Source organism: Streptomyces sp. NPDC090088 (assembly GCF_044747345.1).
Lineage (GTDB): Bacteria > Actinomycetota > Actinomycetes > Streptomycetales > Streptomycetaceae > Streptomyces.
Window position 1 is genome coordinate 763,050 of sequence record NZ_JBIVDZ010000004.1, and the last position, 19,683, is coordinate 782,732.

The window sequence follows — 19,683 nt, forward strand, 5'->3', positions numbered from 1 at the left end:
CCGCGCTCAGTAGCTGGACCCCAGTGACTGCGTCGTGTAGGCGCACTCGGTGTAGATGTAGCCGTAGCGCAGCTTGGCGGTGTCGGATCCCGGGGTGGCCGTGCTGTCGTTCTTCGGTTTGTGCACGAAGTAGGTGGTGCCGGGCGGGAGGCTGATCGTGCGCTGCGGGTAGTTCTTTCCGCTGTCGCTGCAGGGTTCCCACCCTGAAATGAGCGAGCTGGCGAACGAGTAGGCCTTGCAACTCCCGCACGCCTTCAGGGTGAAGCTGCCGGTGACCGGGCCGGTGTAGAGCACGGTGATCTCGTCGGGGCTGTCGTTCTTGACGGTCACGGAGATGCCGCCGCCGCCCGCGGTGGTGGGCAGCTTCTTGCCGGCGGCCGGGAGCGTCTGGGCGACCTCGGCGCCGATCGCGATCTTGCGGGCGCGGTCGCGGTTCCGGTGGTGCGGGTTGTCGGTGACGAACTGCTGCATGGTCTTCTGCGCCTGCTCGAAGTCGCCGTCCTTGTACTGCTTGACGCCGCACTCGTACGCGCCCGCGTCACCGCTGCTGTCGGCCCGGGCGGCGACCTTGGTCAGGCCGTCGGACTGGCCGCTCGCGTCGTTCGACAGCTGGATGATCTGGGTGTTGAGGGTGTGCAGCCGGGTGACGGCGGTGCAGGGGTCGCTGCCGGAGACGGCCTTGGCGGCCTTCTTCTCGGCCGCGTCGACGGCGGGTACGACCTTGTCGGCCTGGTCGGACTCGGGGAAGGTGCCCAGCAGGTCGCCGAATTGGGTGACCCAGTCGGTCCCGCCGTCGGTCAGGGCGCCCGCTCCGCACTCGTACAGCGAGGTGGCCAGCCGGTCGTCGGGCCAGTCGGCGAGCGAGCCGAGCTGGTCCTTCGGCATCGAGTCGGGCACCGTGCGCAGGTATTTCAGCGGTTCCACGGCCGTGCAGTAGTCGTTGTGGCTGTAGGCCGCGCCGACCGTCGTGTAGTAGGTCTTCAGGCGGTCGGGGACCTGGGCGGCGGCGCGGGAGCCGGAGTGGTGGACGGCGAGGTCGCGGTAGACGGCCAGGGCGTCCTGGTACTCGGACTTGGCGGCGGCGAAGCCTTCCTTGCCCGCCGCCGTGACCTGCTGGTCGGCGCTGTCGAGACGGTCCAGGAGCGCGCGTTCGACGGCTTCCTGCCGCGCGCTGTCGTACCAGAGGGCGCCGCCGACCGGGACGGCGAGCAGGACGAGGCCCAGCACGAGGGCGACGGGCTGCTGCCCCGGCCACACCAGCCGGGTGCGCAGGCCGACGAACGCGCCGTGCAGGGCGGCCAGCAGCAGGAACACGAGATAGAGGACGAGCGCGGCTCCGGGCACGCCGTCGGCGTCCGCGGGCAGGGCGACGAGCAGCAGGACGACGGTCGCCGCCAGGCACGCGGCCATCGGGAGCCATCTTCGGACGAGCAGATAGCCGAGACCGAGTCCGCTCAGGTTGAGGAGGGCCACGGCGACCGCCCGCAGGGCGTCCGGCGGCGCGGGCGGCGGGGCGGCGGGCATCGGCGGGGCGAAGGATCCCGGGGGCGGGTACCCCTGTCCCGGGGGCGGGAACCCTTGGTACGCGAACCCCTGGCCGGGAAGTCCGCCCTGCCCCGGGGCACCCTGCTGCGGCGCCCCTTGATCCGGGCCCCCCTGGCCCGGAGGTGGTCCCTGATCCGGCGGTCCCTGGTACGGACCGTACGTGTCCCCGGACATGGCGGCTCCCCCAATTGCTGCCGAATCCTTATGAATTGACAGCGTACGGCCAAACGTGCGAATTCGACAGAGCCCCGGTCCTCCGGCCCTCGGCGCCCTAGGACTGCGGGAACTCCTGCTCGGCCCAGATGATCTTGCCGTCGCCGGTGTAGCGGGCGCCCCAGCGGTGGGCGAGCTGGGCGACCAGGAAGAGTCCCCGGCCGCCCTCGTCCGTGCTGCGGGCGTGCCGCAGCCGAGGGGCGGTGCTGCTGGCGTCGGCGACCTCGCAGGTCAGCCGGGAGTCGCGCAACAGCCGTAGCCGGATGGGCGGTTCCGCGTAGCGGATGGCGTTGGTGACGAGTTCGCTGACGATGAGTTCGGTGGTCACCGCCAGCTCGTCGTAGCCCCACTCCACGACCTGGCGGGTCGCCCGGGCACGGACGTCGGCGACGGCGGCCGGGTCGACGGGCACGTCCCAGGAGACGACGTCGTCGGCGGCCAGGGCGTGGGTACGGGTCAGGAGCAGGGCGATGTCGTCGGGCTGGGGAACCGGGACCAGTCGCTGGACCGTGGAGGTGCACAGCGCGTCGAGGTCGGTGGCCGGGCCGCTCAGGGCGGCGCGCAGCCGGGACATGCCCCGATCGACGTCCTGGTCGGCGCCCTCGATGAGACCGTCGGTGTAGAGGCCCAGGAGGCTGTTCTCGGCGAGTTCGATCTCGGTGGCCTCGAAGGCCATGCCGCCGAGCCCGAGCGGCGGTCCGGGCGGCATCTCGGGGAAGTCGACCTGCCCGTCGGGTGCCACGACGACGGGCGGCGGGTGCCCCGCGCGGGCCATGGCGCACCGCCGGGTCACCGGGTCGTAGACGGCGTACAGGCAGGTCGCCCCGACGAAGGTGTCGGTGCTGCCCTCGGCGCCCGCGCCCGCGCTCTCCTCCTCCCCGAGCCGCAGCACCAGATCGTCGAGGTGGGCGAGGAGTTCGTCGGGGGGCATCTCCATGTCGGCGAGGGTGCGCACGGCGGTGCGCAGCCGGCCCATGGTCGCCGCCGCGGACAGGCCGTGGCCGACCACGTCGCCGACGACCAGGCCGACGCGGGCGCCGGAGAGCGGGATCACGTCGAACCAGTCGCCGCCGACACCGTCCGTGGCGTCCGCCGGCAGATAGGCGGAGGCCACCTCCAGGGCCGTACCGCCCGTCAGGGCCTGCGGCAGCAGGCTGCGCTGGAGAGTGACCGCCGCCGTGTGCTCCCGGGTGTAGCGGCGGGCGTTGTCGACGCAGACGGCGGCGCGCGCCACCAGTTCCCGGGCGAGCAGGACGTCGTCGGGCTGGAAGGAGACCGGGTTGAGGGAGCGGGCGAACGTGGTCAGGCCCAGGACGGTGTTGCGCGCCCGCATCGGGACCGAGATGAGCGAGTGCAGTCCGAACTCCCGGATGCGGACCGCGCGGGCGGGCTGTTCGGTGACCCACAGGTGGTCGTCCGGGTCGAGGACCGGGATGAGGATCGGCTCGCCCCGGATGAGCAGGTCGACGCCGTGCGGCGGAGGGAGGAAGTCCACCCGGTCGCCGACCCGCGCCACGGCCTCGGGGTGGCCCTCCCGCACGGTCTTCAGCGCGGCGCGTCGCATCACCGGTCTGACGGGCGCCGGGCCCGCGTCGGTCAGCCAGGCCCCGTGGCCCTCGCTGCTGAGGACGGGCTCCAGGAGGTCGACGATGACGAAGTCGGCGAAGCGGGGGACGGCGAAGTCGGCGAGTTCCTGCGCGGTGCGCAGCACGTCGAGGGTGGTGCCGATGCGGGTGCCGGCCTCGTTGACCATGGACAGCAGCTGGCGGACGCTCCACCGCTCGGTGACGTCGGTGACCAGGTAGCAGACGCCGGTCACCGAGTCGCCGGTGTCGACGAGGGGGAAGAAGGAGGTGGCGTAGGCGCGTGGGCGGTGCGGGTCGGCCCAGCTCCAGCCGAGGTACTCGTAGTCGGTGACCGGCTCCCGGGTCGTCAGCACCTTGCGCATCAGACCCTCGATGGTGGTCGCCTCCAGACCCGGCAGCAGCTCGCTCAGCCGGCGGCCCAGGCGCTGCTCGCGCGGCACTCCGCCGAAGCGCTCCAGGGTGTCGTTCAGCCACACGTAGCGCAGGTCCAGGTCCATCACGGCCATGCCGATGGGTGAGCGCGTGAGGAACCCGTCGAGGACGGACTGGCCCATCGCCCACTGGGGCCGCTGCTCCCTGGCCGAGAGGAGGAAGCACTCCCCGCCGTCCATGCTGAAGGAGGCGGAGACCCGCAGGGCGACGTCGATGCCGCGGCCGTCGCGGTGGCGTACCTGGATGAGACCGCTCCACCCCATGCCGGAGCGGCAGCGCTCGGCGACACCGGCGGCGCGGGCCGGGTCGGCGCGCATGGCGAGCAGCCGCGCCGCGGGGCGGCCCACCACCTCGGCGGCCGGGTGGCCGAGGAGCGCCTCGGCGCCCCGGGTCCAGCCGATCACGACGCCCTCGGCCGACAGCACCGCCGCCGCGTCGCTGGAGGCGTCGAGGAACTCGCTCGGGCCCGCGGGGGCGGGCACGTCGAAGCCCTCGCGCGGAGAATTCGGAGAATTCATTGGCTACATCCTCTACGTAACCCCATGTTCCTGCTTGTCCGCCCGCCACGCACGGCCCTCAAGGAGAGAGAACGGTGAGGTTGCGGGTGCGGACGGGAGCCCGGCGCGGGACGGGGTACCCGGTCTGGAGTTGGGCGAGCGGCGGGTACGGGGCAGCATGGAAGGGCCGTAGCAGCTGCGTCGGCATCGGCCCGTGGCCGGTGGAGGTGGTTGAGGGATGGCTGTGGGTTCCCTGCGGTCCGGTGGCGCCGCCGGCTCCGGTGGTGAGGAGTACGGCCCCGACAGAGCGCGTCCGACCGGTCTGCTGGACGTCCTGAGCGTGGCCGCGGTGGCACTGGACGTGCACGGGCGGATCGTGTTCTGGACCCCGCAGGCCGAGGAGCTGTTCGGTTACACGGCCGAGGAGGCGCTGCGCAGGAACGCGGCGCGGCTGCTGGTCGATCCCGAGCATCTGAAGGCCGTGGTGGGCCTCTTCACGGACGTGCTGGAGACCGGGCGCAGCTGGGCCGGTGCCTTCCCGGTCCGGCACAAGGACGGCAGCAGCCGGCTGACGGAGTTCCGCACCATGCGGCTGCTGGACGATCTCGGCGACGTCTACGCGCTGGGCATCGCCGCCGACCACACCCTGCTGCAGCGGGTGGAGACCGACCTGGCGCTGTGCGAGCGGCTGATCAACCAGTCCCCCATCGGGCTGGCCCTGCTCGACCCCGACCTGCGGTATCTCCTGGTGAACCCGGCGCTGGAGCGGATCGACGGCGTGCCCGCCGAGGAGCACATCGGCCGCCATCTGCGGGAGACCCTGCCGCTGCCGGACATCGACACCGTGGAGTCGGCGCTGCGTCAGGTGCTCACCACCGGCACGCCCCTGCTGGACCAGTACCACGTGGGCCGGCCGCCGTCCGATCCCGAGCACGAGCACGCCTGGTCGCTGTCGTTCTACCGGCTGGAGGATCCCGGCGGCCGGGTGCTGGGGGCGGCCATCTCGGTGGTCGACGTCACCGAGCGGCACCGCGCGGCCGCCGAGGCCGACCGGGCCCGCAGGCGGCTGGCGCTCATCGCGGACGCCTCGACCCGGGTGGGCACCTCGCTGGAGGTGGAGCGCACGGCGCACGAGCTGGCCGAGATCGCCACCCCGGTCCTCGCGGACGTGGTCGCCGTGGACGTGCTGGACTCGGCGCTGGCCCTGCGCCGCTCCCGGCGCCCGGGCAACGGCCCCGAGCTGTTCCGCGCCCTCGCCCTGAAGGCGGCCCATCCCACGGTCGCCCTGCGCGCCGCGGACCAGCCCGGCAACCTGGCCGCCTACGACGGCGACCGGCTGGTCACGCTCTGCGTACACACCGCGCGCCCGGTCCTGGTCCCCCATGTGGGCCCGCACGATCTGCCGCGCATCGCCCGCAGCCCCGAGGCGGGCGCCCTGCTGGCGCGGGCCGGTGTGCACTCGTATCTCGCGGTGCCGCTGATCGCGCACGGCGAGGTGCTCGGCGCCCTCGACCTCAAGCGCACCCGCAATCCGCTCCCCTTCGACGAGGACGACGTCGTCCTCGCCACCGAGCTGGCCGGGCGGGCCGCCGTGGCCATCGACAACGCCCGCTGGTTCCAGAGCGTCCGCAACACGGCCCTCACCCTGCAGCGCAGCCTGCTGCCCGACCACCCGCCGCAGCACACGGGCCTCGAACTGGCCTCCCGTTACGAGCCGGCCCAGGCGACGAGCGAGGTGGGCGGCGACTGGTACGACGTGATCCCGCTGTCGCAGGACAGGACGGCGCTGGTCGTCGGCGACGTCATGGGCAACGGCATCGACGCGGCCGCCACGATGGGCCGGCTGCGCACCGCGACCTGCGCCTACGCCGACCTGGAGCTGCCCCCGGCGGCGGTGCTCCAGCACCTGGACCGGATCACCTGCGACCTGGAGCACTACATCGTCACCTGCCTGTACGCGGTGTACGACCCGCACACCAGGCGCTGCGACATCGCGAACGCGGGCCACATGCCGCCCGCGCTGGCCCGGCCGGGGGCCGCCGCCACCCTGCTGGAGCTGCCGTCGGCCGCCCCGCTCGGCGTCGGCGGGATCCCCTTCGAGACCACCGCCGTCGACCTGACCGCCGGTGACCTGCTGGTCCTGTACACCGACGGCCTGGTGGAGACCCGTCGCCACCCCATCGACGACCGGCTGAATGTCCTGCTCGGCTTCCTGGACGAGCCCCACCGGCCGCTGGAGGAGACCTGCGACCTGCTGCTGCACGGGCTGCGCCACCCGGACGACCACGACGACGTGGCCCTGCTGGTGGCGCGGACGCTCTAGCGGCCGCCGCAGCAGTCCGGGTCCGTACGGCAGAAGCAGGACGCCGTGATCGGCACGTCCGCCGTCGCCGCCGCCAGCTTGAGCTGCTGGGCGACGATCCGTGCCTCGCCGTCCTTGCCGAGCCGCTGAAGGCACTCGTGGAAGCCGTGCAGGGACCACACGTTGCCCGGGTGCTGCAGGGGCCGGGGCAGGGTGTCGTCCAGGCCGAGGTCGGCGCGGTAGACCGCCTCGGCCTCCTCGACCCGGCCGCGTTCGAGCAGCAGCGCGCCGTAGGCGTGCCGGGTGGGCTGCATCCAGCCCCAGGGCTCGTCGTAGGGGAGGTGGTCGTCGAGGTCGACGGAGCGGCGCAGGGCGGCGAAGGCGGTGTCGAAGTCGCCCTTGCGGTAGGCGAGTTCGCCGTCGAGCATGGCGGCGGCGATCTCCAGGATGTCGGCGCAGGTGTTGTTGAACAGCATGCGGGTGCCGGGGACCGCGGCGACGGCGTCCCGGAAGCGGGCGCGTTCCGTCTCGGCCTCGGGGATCCGGCCGGTGGCCGCGTACGCGACACCGCGGGCGTAGTGCAGCATCGCGGTGGTCACGCAGTACAGCACGGGGTCGGCGGGCAGCGGCAGGCGCAGGATGTCGTCCCAGCGGCCGAAGCGGACCAGGACGTGCACCCGCATCGCAGGGAAGCCCTCCAGCCAGTCGGCCATCGGCGGGCTCTCCACCCGCAGCAGCTCTTCGGGTACGGCGGCTTCGAGCCGCGCGGCGAGGGCGAGGGCGTCCTGGCGGCGGCCCAGGAACATCGCGCCGTAGATCCCGAAGTGGAGGTTGTGGCAGCGGTAGAGGGTGTAGAAGTTCATGGCGCCGGCTCGGGCGTGGTACTTCTCGTCGGCGGCGGAGGCCGCGGCGTTGTCGGAGACCACGCGCCGGTAGTCGCCGCAGAGGACCTCCAGGTGCGAGGGCATGTGCTGGAGGTGCCCGGCGTCGGGCACCAGGCCGCGCAGCAGGTCGGCGACGGGCAGGGCGGCCTCGGGCGTCGGGGACATCTCCATCAGGTGGATGTAGAGGTGCAGCAGGCCTGGGTGGTGGGTGGCCGCATCGGTGGCCAGAGCCCGCTCCAGTACGGTCCTGGCCTCGGGTGTCCGGGCGCCGGCCGCGGGCCGGCCGGTGCGGATGTCCCAGAGCTGCCAGGGGGTGAGGTTCATCAGGGCGTCGGCGTAGAGGGCCGCGATGTCGAGGTCGTCGGGCGCCTGTTCGTACACGGTCCGCATGCTGTCGGCGTAGCCCGTGTTCCACACCGAGCAGGCCGCCGCGTCCGGCGCGACGGCCTGCGGGTAGCGGGCGCGCAGCGCCTCGACGAGGGCGCGCTCGACGGGACTGGCGTGGGCGGCCTTGGCGTGGGCGCGTTCCACGGCGGCGTGGGTGCGCTCCGTGGTGCGCGCCAGGTCCTCCTGGTCGAAGAACTCCCAGGGTTTGTTGTAGTTGGGGCCGAGGGCGTAGGCCACGCCCCAGTCGGCCATGGCGCAGTCCGGGTCCGCCGCGCCGGCCGCCTCGAAACAGCGGACGGCCTCCTCGTGGTTGAAGGCGTAGGTCCAGTTGAGGCCCCGGTCGAACCAGGTCTGCGCCTCGGCGGACGAAGTGGTCACGGGCCGGGTGTGTCGGCCCAGGTCGTAGTAGTCCACAGTGGCGAACCTATCGACGCGGACTCCGTGGAAGTTCCCCGTTCATCCGAAGTCATGAGGATGGCGCGGCGGTTGACGGACCGCCGCGCCACGGGTGCCGGCGCTCGCTCAGGGGGCGACCGCGCGACCGGTCTGCGCGGAGATCCGCCCGGAGCACAGGCCCTTGGCCGCGAGGGTCTGTGCGATGCGCGGGATCGCGGCCAGGGTGTTGGCCGGCCACTCGTGCATGAGGATGATCTGGCCGCCGGTGAGCCGGGAGACGGCCTGCACGATCGCGTCGGTGCTCGCGCCGTTCCAGTCCTGCGAGTCGACGTCCCAGATGATCTCGGTGAGCCCGTACTTGGCCTCGACCGTGCGCACGGTCGCGTCGGTCTCGCCGTACGGCGGCCGGAACAGGGTGGGTGTCCCGCCGCCGGCACCGGCGACGGCCGTCTGGGTGCGGGAGATCTCCGAGTCGATCTGCGCCTGGGTCTGCTGGGTCAGGTGCGGGTGGGTGTAGCTGTGGTTGCCGACCCACATGCCCGCGCTCACCTCGGCCTGGACCTGGGCCGGGTAGGCGGCCGCGTACTGGCCCTCGTTGAACATGGTGGCCCGCAGCCCGTTGGCCCGGAGGGCGCCGAGCAGGCCCGGGGTGTGGGCGGTGGACGGCCCGTCGTCGAAGGTGAGACCGACGTAACCGGCGCAGGTGGCGGAGTGGGCCGGGGCGGCGCCGACGGCGAGGGTGCCCGCGGCGGCCAGCGCGAGCGCGGCGGCCGTTGCCAGCAGGGGGCGTGACGAGTGCTCCGCTGCGGCGCGCATCAGGCCACCGTGATGTTGGAGCTGCCGCTGCTCTGGTAGCCCTCGGTGGCGAGGATCTGGTAGTAGCTGAAGCTGCCGAGGGACATTCCGGCGTTGGCCCAGGCGTTGAAGTGGTTGCCGGTGGTGATCGTGCCGCCCGTCCGCTTCGACTGGCGGACGCTCCAGTACTGGTTGAAGGTCTTGGTGCCCTCGACGGACGGGGCGTTGTACCGCGTCGTCAGGTAGATGTCGTAGGTGCCGCCGTCGCTGGTGACGCTGCCCTTGTACGTCCCGGTGGGCCGGTAGGTGCCCCAGTTGTCGACGATGTAGTACTCGACGAGCGGGTTGGACGTCCAGCCGTAGAGCGACAGGTAGCCGTTCCCGGAGGGGCTGAAGCTGCCGGAGTAGGTGACGTTCCGGCGGGCGCCGGTGCTCCAGCCCTTGCCGCAGACGAAGTTGCCGGTGTTGCTCCAGCTGGTGCTGTAGTTCCCGCCGGAGCCGAGGGTCATGGAGACCGTGCCCTGCGCGTCGGTCCAGAACGAGTAGTAGTAGCCGTTGTTGGTGCCGGTCTGGTTCGTGGTGACGACCGTGGCGGCGCGGGCGGTGCCGGGCAGCGCGAGCCCGGCGGTGGCGCCCAGCAGCAGGGCGCCGGCGCTCCGTCGGCTCAGTGCGTGGTCGAGCGGGTTCATGCGGTGCCTCCTCGTGTGGCCTGTGCGGGTGTGGCTTGGTGGGGAGTGTTGGTCTGCGCATGTCACCTGTCAACAGTTTCGGTGATTATTTCGAAACCTTCGCCGCACCAGCCCACCCGTCGTAGCAGCTCACACCGGCCGATTATCTACACACGATCACATGAACCGGAATTCGGCCAATTGAAGATCAAACAATCAGCCTCAAAATCATCGAATGTTTCGACGTTCCGTCCGAATGCTGCCGCGGTGAGGGAACATGCCGCTGACTGGAGCAATCACCGGCGGGTCGGGTGAGGGCCCGGGAGGCTGGGCGTCTTGTCGAGATTCGTATGCCAGGAGTCCCGGGTGAGCCACGACGGTCGCATCCCAGCCCTGCCCGCGCCCCCCGCGTGGATGCGCTGGCTGCCGGTCCTGTACGTCGTCGGTGTGCTGCTGGTCGAGCCGGTCACCCCCGTGGAGTGGCCGGTGAGCTTCGCACTGATCGCCCTGCCCCTGGTGACCGCCTTCGCGCATCCGCCCGCCGTCGTCGCCGGCGCCACCGTCTTCGCCGTCGGCCTCGAACTCTTACTGGCCGGAACGCCGTGCTGCGCCGGGCGCAGCGTCGGCCTCGTCTGGGAGCGGCACTACGTGGCCGCCTACGCGTGCACCGCCCTGGTCGGCGCCCTGGGCACGATCCTGGCCGCGCACCGGATCCGCCGGGAACGCACCCTGGCCGACGTCCGGTTCGTGGCCGAGATCGCCCAGCGCGTCCTGCTGCGACCGGTCCCGCACCGGATCGGCGACCTGCTGCTGGAGAGCTTCTACCTGTCCGCCGCCGCGGAGGCCCGCATCGGCGGCGACCTCTTCGAGGCCGTGCCCACCTCGCACGGGGTACGGCTGCTCATCGGCGACGTGCGCGGCAAGGGACTGCTCGCCGTGGAGACCGCGGCCGCGATGCTGGGCGCGTTCCGCGAGGCCGCGCACGACGAACCCGACCTCCGGGCCCTGGTGGAGCGGGTGGACATCAGCATGACGCGCCGGGCCGACCAGTTGGGCGGGAGCGAGACCGGCGAGCGGTTCGTCACCGCCGTGTTCGCCGAGATCCCCGAGGACGAGCGGATCGTCCGCATCCTCAACTGCGGCCATCCGCCGCCGCTGCTCATCCGGCCCGGCGAGATCCGCGAGCTGGACCGCGGACAGCCGGGGCCGCCGCTGAACCTCGGCATGCTCGTCGGGGACCCCTACCGCGTCGACACCTACGCCTTCGGCCCCGGCGACCAGCTGCTGCTGTACACGGACGGCGTCACGGAGACCAGGGACCCGGCCGGCTCCTTCTACCCGCTGCTGCAGCGGCTGCGTTCCTGGGGCCCGGTGCCGCCCCCGGAACTGCTGGACCGGCTCCACCAGGACCTGCTGGAGTACAGCCACGACCAGTTGCAGGACGACACGGCCGCGCTCACCGCGTTCCTGCTGCCGTGACGCGCACGTTGTGAGCGTTCGCCGCCGACCAGGTGAGGCCCTGGCGGGCGGGTCCGCGGTCAGAACCAGTGCAGGCAGTGCGGAGCGCGCTCGGCGCGGAAGAGGGCGTCGGCGAGGTCGGCCGCGCCCGGCCGGTGGGCCCGGATGTGCCCGGCCCGCACCAGCGTGCTCGGAGCGGTGCCGCCCAGGTAGACCGAGCCCAGGTCGCTCACGTCCAGGGACAGGTCGGGCTGCCGGTCCGTCGGGACGCAGTCGGCCTTGCCGTTCCGGACGGTCAGCAGATAGCGCCCGTGCTCGCCGAGGAACGGGTCGTCGACGTCGAGGACGATTTCCCCGTCCGCGCACCAGCCGCGTGCGGTCAGTGCCCGCGGGATGTCCAGCAGCCGCACCCAGAGCCAGTCCATGTCGCCGCTGACCTGGCCGGCCCTGAAGTCCACGAGCTGCCAGCGCAGCGGGTGCCCGGGCGGTACTTGTTTGAAAACGACCTCGCTGACCAGGTCGTGTGCGAGCACGAACCGGGCCAGCGCGGTGAACACGCCGTCGTCGACGGCGATCGTCTCGTCGACCGTCAGGGTCCGGTTCTCGCCGATCGCATAGCTGGCGTACCCGTCCGGGACGCCGTCGGTGTCGCGGTGCACGGCCACGTACCGCTGCGCGGACGAGACCGGCGGCTGCCCCGCGCCCAGCGTCCACCAGCGGTGCGGCCGGGACACCGCACCGGGCTGCGCGCGGCGGTACCGGTCGTAGAGCTCCTCGAGAAGCTCGCCGCATTCGGCGCGCCGCAGCACCTCGACCGAGCCGGACTCCGGCGCGTCGGCCGCTCCGCGCGCCCGGTAGGGGGCGAGTGCGCCCTTGTGGCGAGGCACCGTCAGCCGCTGGGTATAGGTCGCCGGGCCGTAACCGAACCTGCGGTAGATCAGGGCCTCGGAGGCCAGCAGCACGGAGAGGAACTCCCCTCGGGCCCGCAGCTCGGTGAGCTGATGCCGCATCATCGCGGTGAGCACGCCCCGGCGCCGGTGCGAGGGCAGCACGCCGACGGCGGTCACCCCGCCCACCGGGACGAGGATCTCCCCGGGCAGGGTGAGCTCGAAGGAGTACGCACTGGCCGTGCCGACGGGCCGTCCGTCCGCCGTCACGGCGAACAGGCTGCGGTCCATTTCGAGCGCCGCCCACCAGACCCCGCCACCGCCCTCGGCCGGCGTTTCCCGGAAACTCCCGAACGCGGCATGGAGCGTGTCGACGAAGACGTCGAAGTCCTGGTCGGTCGTGGGACGGATCTCCATCGTGGCGGTTGCCTCCTTGGATACGGGCACCACGACTCGTGGTGCCACGACACCTTGCCGCACCGGCCCCTGGCCAGGTCAACCGAATTCACGCCTCCCCGCGGAGAGGACGGCTGACGCCCGGTCAGAGGAAGCTGACGCCCTGGGCCAGGGTGAGTTCGCCGGAGTAGTTGACGGTGTTGGTGGCGGAGCGCATGTAGGCCTTCCAGGCGTCGGAGCCGGACTCCCGGCCGCCGCCGGTGTCCTTCTCGCCGCCGAAGGCGCCGCCGATCTCGGCTCCGGAGGTGCCGATGTTGACGTTGGCGATGCCGCAGTCGGATCCGGCGGCGGACAGGAAGATCTCGGCCTCCCGCTGGTCGCGGGTGAAGATGCTGGACGACAGGCCCTGCGGGACGTCGTTGTGCAGTGCGATCGCCTCGTCGAGGGTGTCGTAGGTGAGGACGTAGAGGATCGGTGCGAAGGTCTCCTCCCGTACGACGTCGGTCTGTTCGTCGACGCGGACGAGCACGGGCTCGGTGTAGGCGGCCCCGGGTGCCGCCTCGGCCAGTCGGCGGTTGCCGCCGGCCAGGACCTTGCCGCCCTGGGCCTGCACGCGGGTGAGGGCGTGCCGCATGGTGTCCAGGGCGGTGGTGGAGATGAGCGGGCCGACCAGCGTGGTGTCGTCGAACGGGTTGCCGACGGGAAGCCTGCCGTAGACGGCGGTGAGGCGTTCGACGAGGGCGTCGGCGATGTCACGGTGCACGATGAGCCGGCGCAGCGTGGTGCAGCGCTGGCCCGCCGTGCCGGCCGCGGCGAAGACGATGCTCTGGACGGCGAGGTCCAGATCGGCGGAGGGGGCGACGATCGCCGCGTTGTTGCCGCCGAGTTCCAGCAGGCTGCGGCCGAAGCGGGCGGCGACGCGCGGCCCGACCTCGCGGCCCATGCGGGTGGATCCGGTGGCGCTGACGAGGGCCACGCGGGGGTCGTCGACGAGCCGCTCGCCGATGTCGCGGCCACCGAGGAGAAGGCGGTGGACGTCTCCGGGGGCGCCGGTGTCCGCGGCCGCCCGGGCGAGCAGGTGGTGGCAGGCCAGGGCGGTCAGCGGGGTGAGTTCCGAGGGCTTCCAGACCACGGTGTCGCCGCAGACCAGGGCGACGGCGGTGTTCCAGGACCACACGGCCACGGGGAAGTTGAAGGCGGAGACGACACCGACCACGCCGAGCGGGTGCCAGGTCTCGGCCAGCCGGTGGCCGGGGCGTTCGGAGGCGATCGTACGGCCGTAGAGCTGGCGCGACAGGCCGACCGCGAACTCGCAGATGTCGATCATCTCCTGGACCTCGCCGAGCGCCTCGGAGCGGATCTTGCCCGCCTCCACGGTGACCAGCTCGGCCAGGTCGTTCCGGTGTGCGCGCAGCAACTCGCCGAGGCGGCGCACGAGTTCGCCGCGGCTCGGGGCGGGTGTGGTGCGCCAGGTCAGGAAGGCGGCGCGGGCGGCGGCGACGGCTTCCTCGACGTCGGTGCCGGTGGCCGCCTTCAGTCCGAGGAGGTGTTCGCCGGTGACGGGGGTGCGGGCCGGGAAGTCCTCGCCCTCGGGGACCCGCGCGCCGATGTTCCGCAGGCAGGCCAGGGCGCGGGCGCGCAGCTCGTCCGTGGTGGGCAGCGCGGTGCTGGTCATCGTGGTCCTCCAGGGGTGCGGAGCCGGTGCGGGGGGTCGGTGAGGCCGAGGGTGCGGGCGACCTGGGCGAGGGAGCGGTTCTGCTGCTGCTCGTAGAGGGCGAAGGGGTCGAGGAGCTCGCGGCCGAGTGCGCCGGAGAGCCAGTCGGCGTCGTGGACGGTGCCCTGCCGGTCGTCGTCACGGGTGCCCTCGGCGCCGAGGTTGGACTGGAAGATGCCGGCGGCGGAGCGCGGCAGGAAGTCCTCGTAGACGACGGGTTCGGCGCGCAGCCAGCCCTGCCGGACCAGTTCGCCGATGCCGGCGGGCGGCCGGCCGCCGTCGCGGGGCCGGTCGTCGGCGAGCCGGTAGGTGAAGTAGGCGAGTCCCCGGGCGGCGAGTTCCTCCTCGCTGCCGGGCATGTGCCGCTCCCAGACGGTGCGTGCGATGTCGTCACGGGCGCGGGTGGGGTGCTCGGACGTCTGTGTGTCGATCCGGTCCAGCAGGTCGTCGTACAGGGCGCGGCCGGTGCGCGTCAGGGCGATGCCGCGGGCCTCGACCTCGCCGAAGCGCACCCGCAGGGCGTCGCTGACGACGGCGCCGTCCTCGGTGCGCATCGGGCGGGGTTCGGCCAGCGCGCGGAAGGAGGTCTGGCGCAGCAGGACGTCGGGGCCCGGCCAGGCCGGCGGGCCCTGGATGGTGTCGATCATCTCGATGCCGCGGTCCGTCATCCGGCGGTACAGCTCGTCGATGTCCAGGACGCGCGGGGTGAGGTGGTTGATGTGGGTGCTGCGGACGCCGCCGATGTCGGCGGCGACGGCGGAGACCCGTTCCAGGGTCCGGTACCAGGCCCGGTCCACCGGTTCCTTCGACAGTTCGAAGGCCCGCACGGCCAGTTCGAGGAAGCGCTCGGCGTCGTCCGCCGGCAGTTCGCGGTCGGCGGCGGCGCGGTCGGCCAGCGTGAGGAGTTCCGGGGGAAAGAGTTCGCGGGCGGCGAGGAAGGTCTCCAGGCGGGCACGCAGGTCGGCGTCGAAGAAGCGGGGGTCGGCCGGGGTGAGCAGGGAGGTGAACACCCGGAAGGGGTTGCGGGCCAGTTCCTCGCCGTCGACCGGCCGGAAGGCGGTGGAGACGACGGGGACGGCGCTGGCCGCGGCCTCCCGCAGGTCGTAGAAGCCGACCGGGTGCATGCCGAGAGCGCCGAAGACCCTGGCGACCTGCCCCAGTTCGCGCGGTGTGCCGACGCGGATGGCGCCGTGCCGCTCGGCGGTCACCCGGGCGAGGGAGCCGAGCCGTTCGGCGCCGGCTCCCCTCGCGCGCAGGACGTCCTCGTTGACCTCGCGCGACACGTCCACCAGCGTCGTGTACGCGGGCACCTCCCGCCCGTACATCTCCGACAGCCGCACCGCGAACGCGGCCCGCAGCTGCCACTGACTGACCGTTGGCCCAGTGGCGATCATGTCTTCGATGGTCGCCGACCGGGCCGCCGCCGTACAGACGGCGGGGCCGGGCACGCGGGGGTCGCGGGCGGAAGCCGCGTACGCGCCACGGAAAACCCAGTGGACCGATCTTGGTATGTGATCCCTACCATATTGACCGCAAGACAACCATGCGACCGGTCCGTCGGATGCGAGCCGGTCGAGGTCGCCGATGCCAGGGTCCGCTCCCCGGGCTGCGGTGATCTTCCTACTCAGGAGGACCTTCCGCATGTTCCGACGTATTGGCAAGGTCGTCGTCCGACATCCCGTCTGGACGATCGTGGCATGGCTGATCGCGGCGGTGGCGATCGTCGCCACCGCCCCGAGCCTGCCCTCGAACAGCGACGAGAGCAGTTTCCTGCCCAAGAGCTACGAGTCGATCAAGGCGGCGGATCTCCAGGAGAGGGCGTTCCCCAGCGCCTTCACCCCGTCCGCGATCGCCCTGTACCAACGCGCCGACGGCGGCAGGCTCACCGCCGACGACAAGAAGGACGTCGCCCGGATCACCACCGAACTGGGCGCCAAACACATCGACCAGGTGCAGAAGGTCGTCCCCGGCCAGCCGTCCGAGGACGGCAAGTACACCCTGACCCTGGTCCAGATGGACAGCAAGAACGCCGGCCAGCCCGTGCAGGCGGACGCGGCCAAGGTGCTGCGCGACGACGTCAAGCAACTGGCCAAGGGCACCGACCTGGAGGTCAGGCTGGGCGGTTCGGCCGCACAGGCCCTGGACCAGCAGGACTCGTCGAAGCGCGGTGAGGCGCTGATCGGCATCGGCACCTTCGTGATCATCCTGGTGACCCTGCTGATCATCTTCCGGGCGCCGATCCTCGCGTTCCTGCCGCTGATCACGATCGGCCTGGTGTCCGCGATCGCCAACGGACTGATCTCGTACGCCACCAAGCTGTTCGATCTGCAGGCCAACAGCTCCGTGTCGTCGATCCTGATCGTCGTGCTCTTCGGCGTGGGCACCGACTACTTCCTGTTCCTGATGTTCCGTTACCGCGAACGGCTGCGCGCGGGCGACGAGCCCAAGGAGGCGATGATCAACGCGGTCGGCCGGGTCGGCGAGGCCATCGCCTCGGCGGCCGGCGCGGTCATCATCGCCTTTCTCGCGCTGGTGCTGTCCACGCTGGGCTTCCTGAAGCAGATGGGCCCGGCGCTGGCCATCGCGGTCTCCGTCACCCTGATCGCGGGGCTGACGCTGATCCCGGCCGTGGTCTCGCTCATCGGCCCGAAGGTGTTCTGGCCCTCGAAGTCCTGGCAGCGGGAGCCGGCCAACGCCCGTTTCGCGGCCCTGGGCCGTGGGGTGCGGCGGCGCCCGGCGCTGGCCGCCGCGGCGTCCGGTCTCGTGCTGCTCGTGCTGTCGCTCGGCACGCTCGGCTACAAGGCCACGTTCGACCTGGCGTCGGGCTCGATGCCAAAGACCAAGGAGTCCATGGTCGTCCAGGACGAGATGCAGAAGGCGTACTCGGCGGGTGCCGCCGCGCCCACCGACGTCTACCTGTCCAGCACCGACGGCAAGCCGCTGGACCAGGCCGGCTTCGACGCGTACGCGCGGAAGCTGGGCTCCGTGGACGGTGTCGCGAGCGCCCGGATGAGCCAGGTCAACAAGGCCGGTACCACGGCGGACTTCACCGTCACGCTCAAGTACGAGGCGTCCACGGACAAGGCGATCGACGCCGTGGGCCGGGTGCGGGACGTCGCCCACGACAACGCCCCGCAGGGCACCGAGGCGCTCGTCGGCGGTATGTCCTCGATCTACAAGGACATCGACTCCGCGGTCAACCACGACTACCGGACGGTGTTCCCCGTGGCCGCCGTCCTGATCATGGTGATCCTGGGGCTGCTGCTGCGCAGCGTGGTCGCTCCCTGGTACCTGATCGCCTCGGTGGGTCTCGGCTTCGGCTCCACCCTCGGTGCCACGGTCTGGATCTTCCAGGACGCGCAGAACAAGCCCGGCCTGATGTTCATGCTGCCGGTGATCATGTACCTGTTCGTGGTCGCCATCGGCACCGACTACAACATCCTCATGATCGCCCGGCTTCGTGAGGAGGCCAGGGAAGGCCGGGATCCGCGCGAGGCGGCCGGTATGGCGCTGCGGCACGCGGGGCCGACCGTGGCCGCGGCGGGCTTCATCCTGGCGGCGACCTTCGCCACGATGATGCTGGCGGGCAACTCGCTGCTCACGGAGATGGGCTTCGCGGTCTCCTTCGGCATCGCGGTGGCCGCCTTCGTGATGGCGATGTTCTTCACCCCGAGCCTCACGGCGCTCATCGGCCACGCGGCCTGGTGGCCGGGCCACGCCGACCGGGCGGAACCGGGAGCGGGCACCGACGGCCCGTCCCCGGCCGCGGACGAGTACCAGGCCGCCGGGCGTCCCGGCTAGGCCGTTTCCCTCGGCTCCCACGCCCCACCTCGCCGACCGGACGACCCCGGCGGCGAGGTGGGGTCCGCCGAGGCGGACCTACTCCGGCCGGAGGAAGAAACGCGCCGTACGCCGTCGACGGTGAGGGATGCGAGCTTCACGTCGCCCCTTTCGCTCTGGTGCGATCGGGTCCGCCTCGGCCGACCCCGGAGGGCATTGACTCGGCTTCAGCGCTCCGCTCTGGTTCCAGCAGGAGGTGACCACCGTCCTCGCCGTGGAGCGCATCGGCACCTCCTCGATGACGTTCCGGTTCGAGGTGTGGGGCGAGGAGACCGACGGCCGACCGCGTGGGCTCTCGGCGTCCGGCGGCTACACCGTCGTCCATGTGCCGCGACGCGAGGGGCGGGGCAGCGCGCCCTGGCCCGCCGAGTGGATCGGCGCGCTCACCTCGGACGCCGAGCCGGGCGGGGACGGCGACCGGGAGGCATAGCGGTCGGCGGGCCGACCGGGAAGGCAGGCCCGCCGAGACGGTGGACGGCGGTTCTACGCGGCCAGGGCGTGGCCGGGGTGCAGAACGACCTTGGTGTAGCCCTCGATCCGCTGGTCGAACTTCTCGTACGCCCTCGGGGCGTCCTCCAGCGGCAGTTCGTGGGAGACCACGAAGCTGGGCTTGGCCCGCTCCGCGATGATCAGGTCACGGAGCTGGCGGTTGTACTGCTTGACATTGCACTGACCGGTCCCCATCCGCTGCCCCTTCTCGAACATCCTGCCGATGGAGACCAGCAGCTGGCCGTGCTTGGCGTGCTCGTCGGGACCACCGGGGTCGGACGGGACGTACAGACCGGGCACGCCCAGCATGCCGGTCGGCCGTACCGTCTCGACGAGGGTGTTCAGGACGACGGCGGGTTCCTCGTGGCTCGCGTCGTGCGCCTGGGCCTGGTAGCCGACGGCGTCGACGCCCTTGTCCGTGCCCTCGCCGCCGGTGTGTTCCTTGATCTGGGTCGCCGGGTCGCCCTGGGTGAAGTCGATCGGGATCGCCCCGATCTGCTCGGCCTTGGCGAGCCGCTCGGGCACCCGATCGACCGAGAACACCTTGGACGCACCGCGCAGCAGCGCGGAGTAGGCGGCCATCAGCCCGACCGGGCCGGCCCCGAAGACCGCGACGCTCTCGCCGGGCGACACCTGGGCCAGCTCACAGCCGTGGTAGCCGGTCGGGAAGATGTCGGCCAGCAGGACGAAGTCGGTCTCGAACTGCTCACCCGGCGGCAGTTTCAGACAGTTGAAGTCGGCGAACGGCACCCGCAGCAGCTCCGCCTGCCCGCCCTTGTAGGGGCCCATGGCCACATAGCCGTAGGCTCCGCCGGCGAAGCCCGGATTGACCGTGAGGCAGAAGCCGGTCTTGCCGGCCAGGCAGTTCTTGCAGAATCCGCAGGCGACGTTGAACGGCATGACGACACGGTCGCCCTGGGACAGCGAGGTCACGCCGGAGCCGATCTCCTCGACGATGCCGAGGTTCTCGTGTCCGAAGACGATCCCCGACTCGGCGGCCGTGCGGCCCTCGTACATGTGCAGGTCGGACCCGCAGATGGCGGTCGACGTGACCCGTACCAGCACGTCGTTCGGGTGCTGGATGCTCGGATCGTCGACGTCTCGCACGGCGACGCTGAAGGGCTTCTCGTAGACGACGGCTTTCACCTGGCTCACCTCCGCGTCGAACGCCGGGCGACGACGACGGACCGCGCA

12 protein-coding genes and 1 pseudogene are annotated in these 19,683 nt (G+C 71.8%); 4 read left to right on the forward strand and 9 right to left on the reverse strand.

Annotated features, from left to right (window positions below):
- Positions 1-6 precede the first annotated feature (6 nt).
- Both ACIPSJ_RS23430 and ACIPSJ_RS23435 read right to left on the reverse strand, forming a co-directional pair.
- On the reverse strand, positions 7-1,524 hold the full coding sequence (locus ACIPSJ_RS23430; RefSeq protein ID WP_401348442.1) for a hypothetical protein: 1,518 nt from the start codon (positions 1,522-1,524) through the stop codon (positions 7-9).
- 292 nt (positions 1,525-1,816) lie between these two features.
- Positions 1,817-4,294, reverse strand: coding sequence for a SpoIIE family protein phosphatase (locus ACIPSJ_RS23435; RefSeq protein ID WP_401348444.1), 2,478 nt, complete (start codon positions 4,292-4,294; stop codon positions 1,817-1,819).
- 217 nt (positions 4,295-4,511) lie between these two features.
- Here ACIPSJ_RS23435 and ACIPSJ_RS23440 point away from each other — a divergent pair, with 217 nt between their 5' ends.
- Positions 4,512-6,596 carry a SpoIIE family protein phosphatase gene (locus tag ACIPSJ_RS23440; protein ID WP_401348446.1) on the forward strand — a complete coding sequence of 695 codons (2,085 nt, stop codon included), beginning with the start codon at positions 4,512-4,514 and terminating at the stop codon, positions 6,594-6,596.
- Here the strand turns inward: ACIPSJ_RS23440 and ACIPSJ_RS23445 are convergent.
- The 3 genes and pseudogenes from ACIPSJ_RS23445 to ACIPSJ_RS23455 all read right to left on the reverse strand — a co-directional run bounded on the left by ACIPSJ_RS23445 (position 6,593) and on the right by ACIPSJ_RS23455 (position 9,726).
- The gene (locus ACIPSJ_RS23445) at positions 6,593-8,260 is read right to left on the reverse strand and encodes a tetratricopeptide repeat protein (protein ID WP_401348449.1); all 1,668 of its coding nucleotides are present in this window, start codon (positions 8,258-8,260) and stop codon (positions 6,593-6,595) included. The two genes, ACIPSJ_RS23440 and ACIPSJ_RS23445, sit on opposite strands and share 4 nt — an antisense overlap.
- Before the next feature lie 111 nt (positions 8,261-8,371).
- Positions 8,372-9,058: pseudogene (locus ACIPSJ_RS23450) on the reverse strand (polysaccharide deacetylase family protein); the annotation flags it as partial.
- Positions 9,058-9,726, reverse strand: a complete 669-nt coding sequence (locus ACIPSJ_RS23455; RefSeq protein WP_401348452.1) for a glycoside hydrolase family 11 protein — start codon at positions 9,724-9,726, stop codon at positions 9,058-9,060. The gene ACIPSJ_RS23455 and the pseudogene ACIPSJ_RS23450, both read right to left, overlap by 1 nt.
- A gap of 393 nt (positions 9,727-10,119) precedes the next feature.
- On the opposite strand from ACIPSJ_RS23455, the gene ACIPSJ_RS23460 reads away from it, so the two are divergent.
- Complete coding sequence (locus tag ACIPSJ_RS23460; RefSeq protein WP_401348678.1) at positions 10,120-11,184, forward strand: PP2C family protein-serine/threonine phosphatase; 1,065 nt, start codon at positions 10,120-10,122, stop codon at positions 11,182-11,184.
- 59 nt (positions 11,185-11,243) lie between these two features.
- Here the strand turns inward: ACIPSJ_RS23460 and ACIPSJ_RS23465 are convergent, their stop codons facing one another.
- The 3 genes from ACIPSJ_RS23465 to ACIPSJ_RS23475 form a co-directional block, all read right to left on the reverse strand.
- Positions 11,244-12,467, reverse strand: a complete 1,224-nt coding sequence (locus ACIPSJ_RS23465) for a GNAT family N-acetyltransferase (protein ID WP_401348454.1) — start codon at positions 12,465-12,467, stop codon at positions 11,244-11,246.
- A gap of 124 nt (positions 12,468-12,591) precedes the next feature.
- Complete coding sequence (locus ACIPSJ_RS23470; RefSeq protein ID WP_401348456.1) at positions 12,592-14,121, reverse strand: aldehyde dehydrogenase family protein; 1,530 nt, start codon at positions 14,119-14,121, stop codon at positions 12,592-12,594.
- Complete coding sequence (locus ACIPSJ_RS23475; protein ID WP_401348459.1) at positions 14,118-15,554, reverse strand: 2-oxoadipate dioxygenase/decarboxylase family protein; 1,437 nt, start codon at positions 15,552-15,554, stop codon at positions 14,118-14,120. Before ACIPSJ_RS23475 ends, ACIPSJ_RS23470 begins: the two co-directional genes overlap by 4 nt.
- A gap of 247 nt (positions 15,555-15,801) precedes the next feature.
- Here ACIPSJ_RS23475 and ACIPSJ_RS23480 point away from each other — a divergent pair, with 247 nt between their 5' ends.
- Both ACIPSJ_RS23480 and ACIPSJ_RS23485 read left to right on the forward strand, forming a co-directional pair.
- Positions 15,802-17,961 carry an MMPL family transporter gene (locus ACIPSJ_RS23480; RefSeq protein ID WP_401348461.1) on the forward strand — a complete coding sequence of 720 codons (2,160 nt, stop codon included), beginning with the start codon at positions 15,802-15,804 and terminating at the stop codon, positions 17,959-17,961.
- A gap of 235 nt (positions 17,962-18,196) precedes the next feature.
- Complete coding sequence (locus ACIPSJ_RS23485; protein ID WP_401348464.1) at positions 18,197-18,430, forward strand: hypothetical protein; 234 nt, start codon at positions 18,197-18,199, stop codon at positions 18,428-18,430.
- Between the two features lie 53 nt (positions 18,431-18,483).
- Here ACIPSJ_RS23485 and ACIPSJ_RS23490 read toward each other — a convergent pair whose 3' ends face one another.
- A complete protein-coding gene (locus ACIPSJ_RS23490) occupies positions 18,484-19,635 on the reverse strand; it encodes a glutathione-independent formaldehyde dehydrogenase (RefSeq protein WP_359226665.1) in 1,152 nt (383 codons plus the stop codon).
- Between the last annotated feature and the right edge of the window lie 48 nt (positions 19,636-19,683).

What these genes read in the sequence shown, in the direction of transcription:
- ACIPSJ_RS23480 (WP_401348461.1), top strand. Translation starts at nt 15,802, where the DNA reads ATGTTCCGACGTATTGGCAAGGTCGTCGTCCGACATCCCGTCTGGACG.
- ACIPSJ_RS23455 (WP_401348452.1), bottom strand. Translation starts at nt 9,726, where the DNA reads ATGAACCCGCTCGACCACGCACTGAGCCGACGGAGCGCCGGCGCCCTG.
- ACIPSJ_RS23470 (WP_401348456.1), bottom strand. Translation starts at nt 14,121, where the DNA reads ATGACCAGCACCGCGCTGCCCACCACGGACGAGCTGCGCGCCCGCGCC.
- ACIPSJ_RS23430 (WP_401348442.1), bottom strand. Translation starts at nt 1,524, where the DNA reads ATGCCCGCCGCCCCGCCGCCCGCGCCGCCGGACGCCCTGCGGGCGGTC.
- ACIPSJ_RS23440 (WP_401348446.1), top strand. Translation starts at nt 4,512, where the DNA reads ATGGCTGTGGGTTCCCTGCGGTCCGGTGGCGCCGCCGGCTCCGGTGGT.
- ACIPSJ_RS23435 (WP_401348444.1), bottom strand. Translation starts at nt 4,294, where the DNA reads ATGAATTCTCCGAATTCTCCGCGCGAGGGCTTCGACGTGCCCGCCCCC.
- ACIPSJ_RS23460 (WP_401348678.1), top strand. Translation starts at nt 10,120, where the DNA reads ATGCGCTGGCTGCCGGTCCTGTACGTCGTCGGTGTGCTGCTGGTCGAG.
- ACIPSJ_RS23475 (WP_401348459.1), bottom strand. Translation starts at nt 15,554, where the DNA reads ATGATCGCCACTGGGCCAACGGTCAGTCAGTGGCAGCTGCGGGCCGCG.
- ACIPSJ_RS23465 (WP_401348454.1), bottom strand. Translation starts at nt 12,467, where the DNA reads ATGGAGATCCGTCCCACGACCGACCAGGACTTCGACGTCTTCGTCGAC.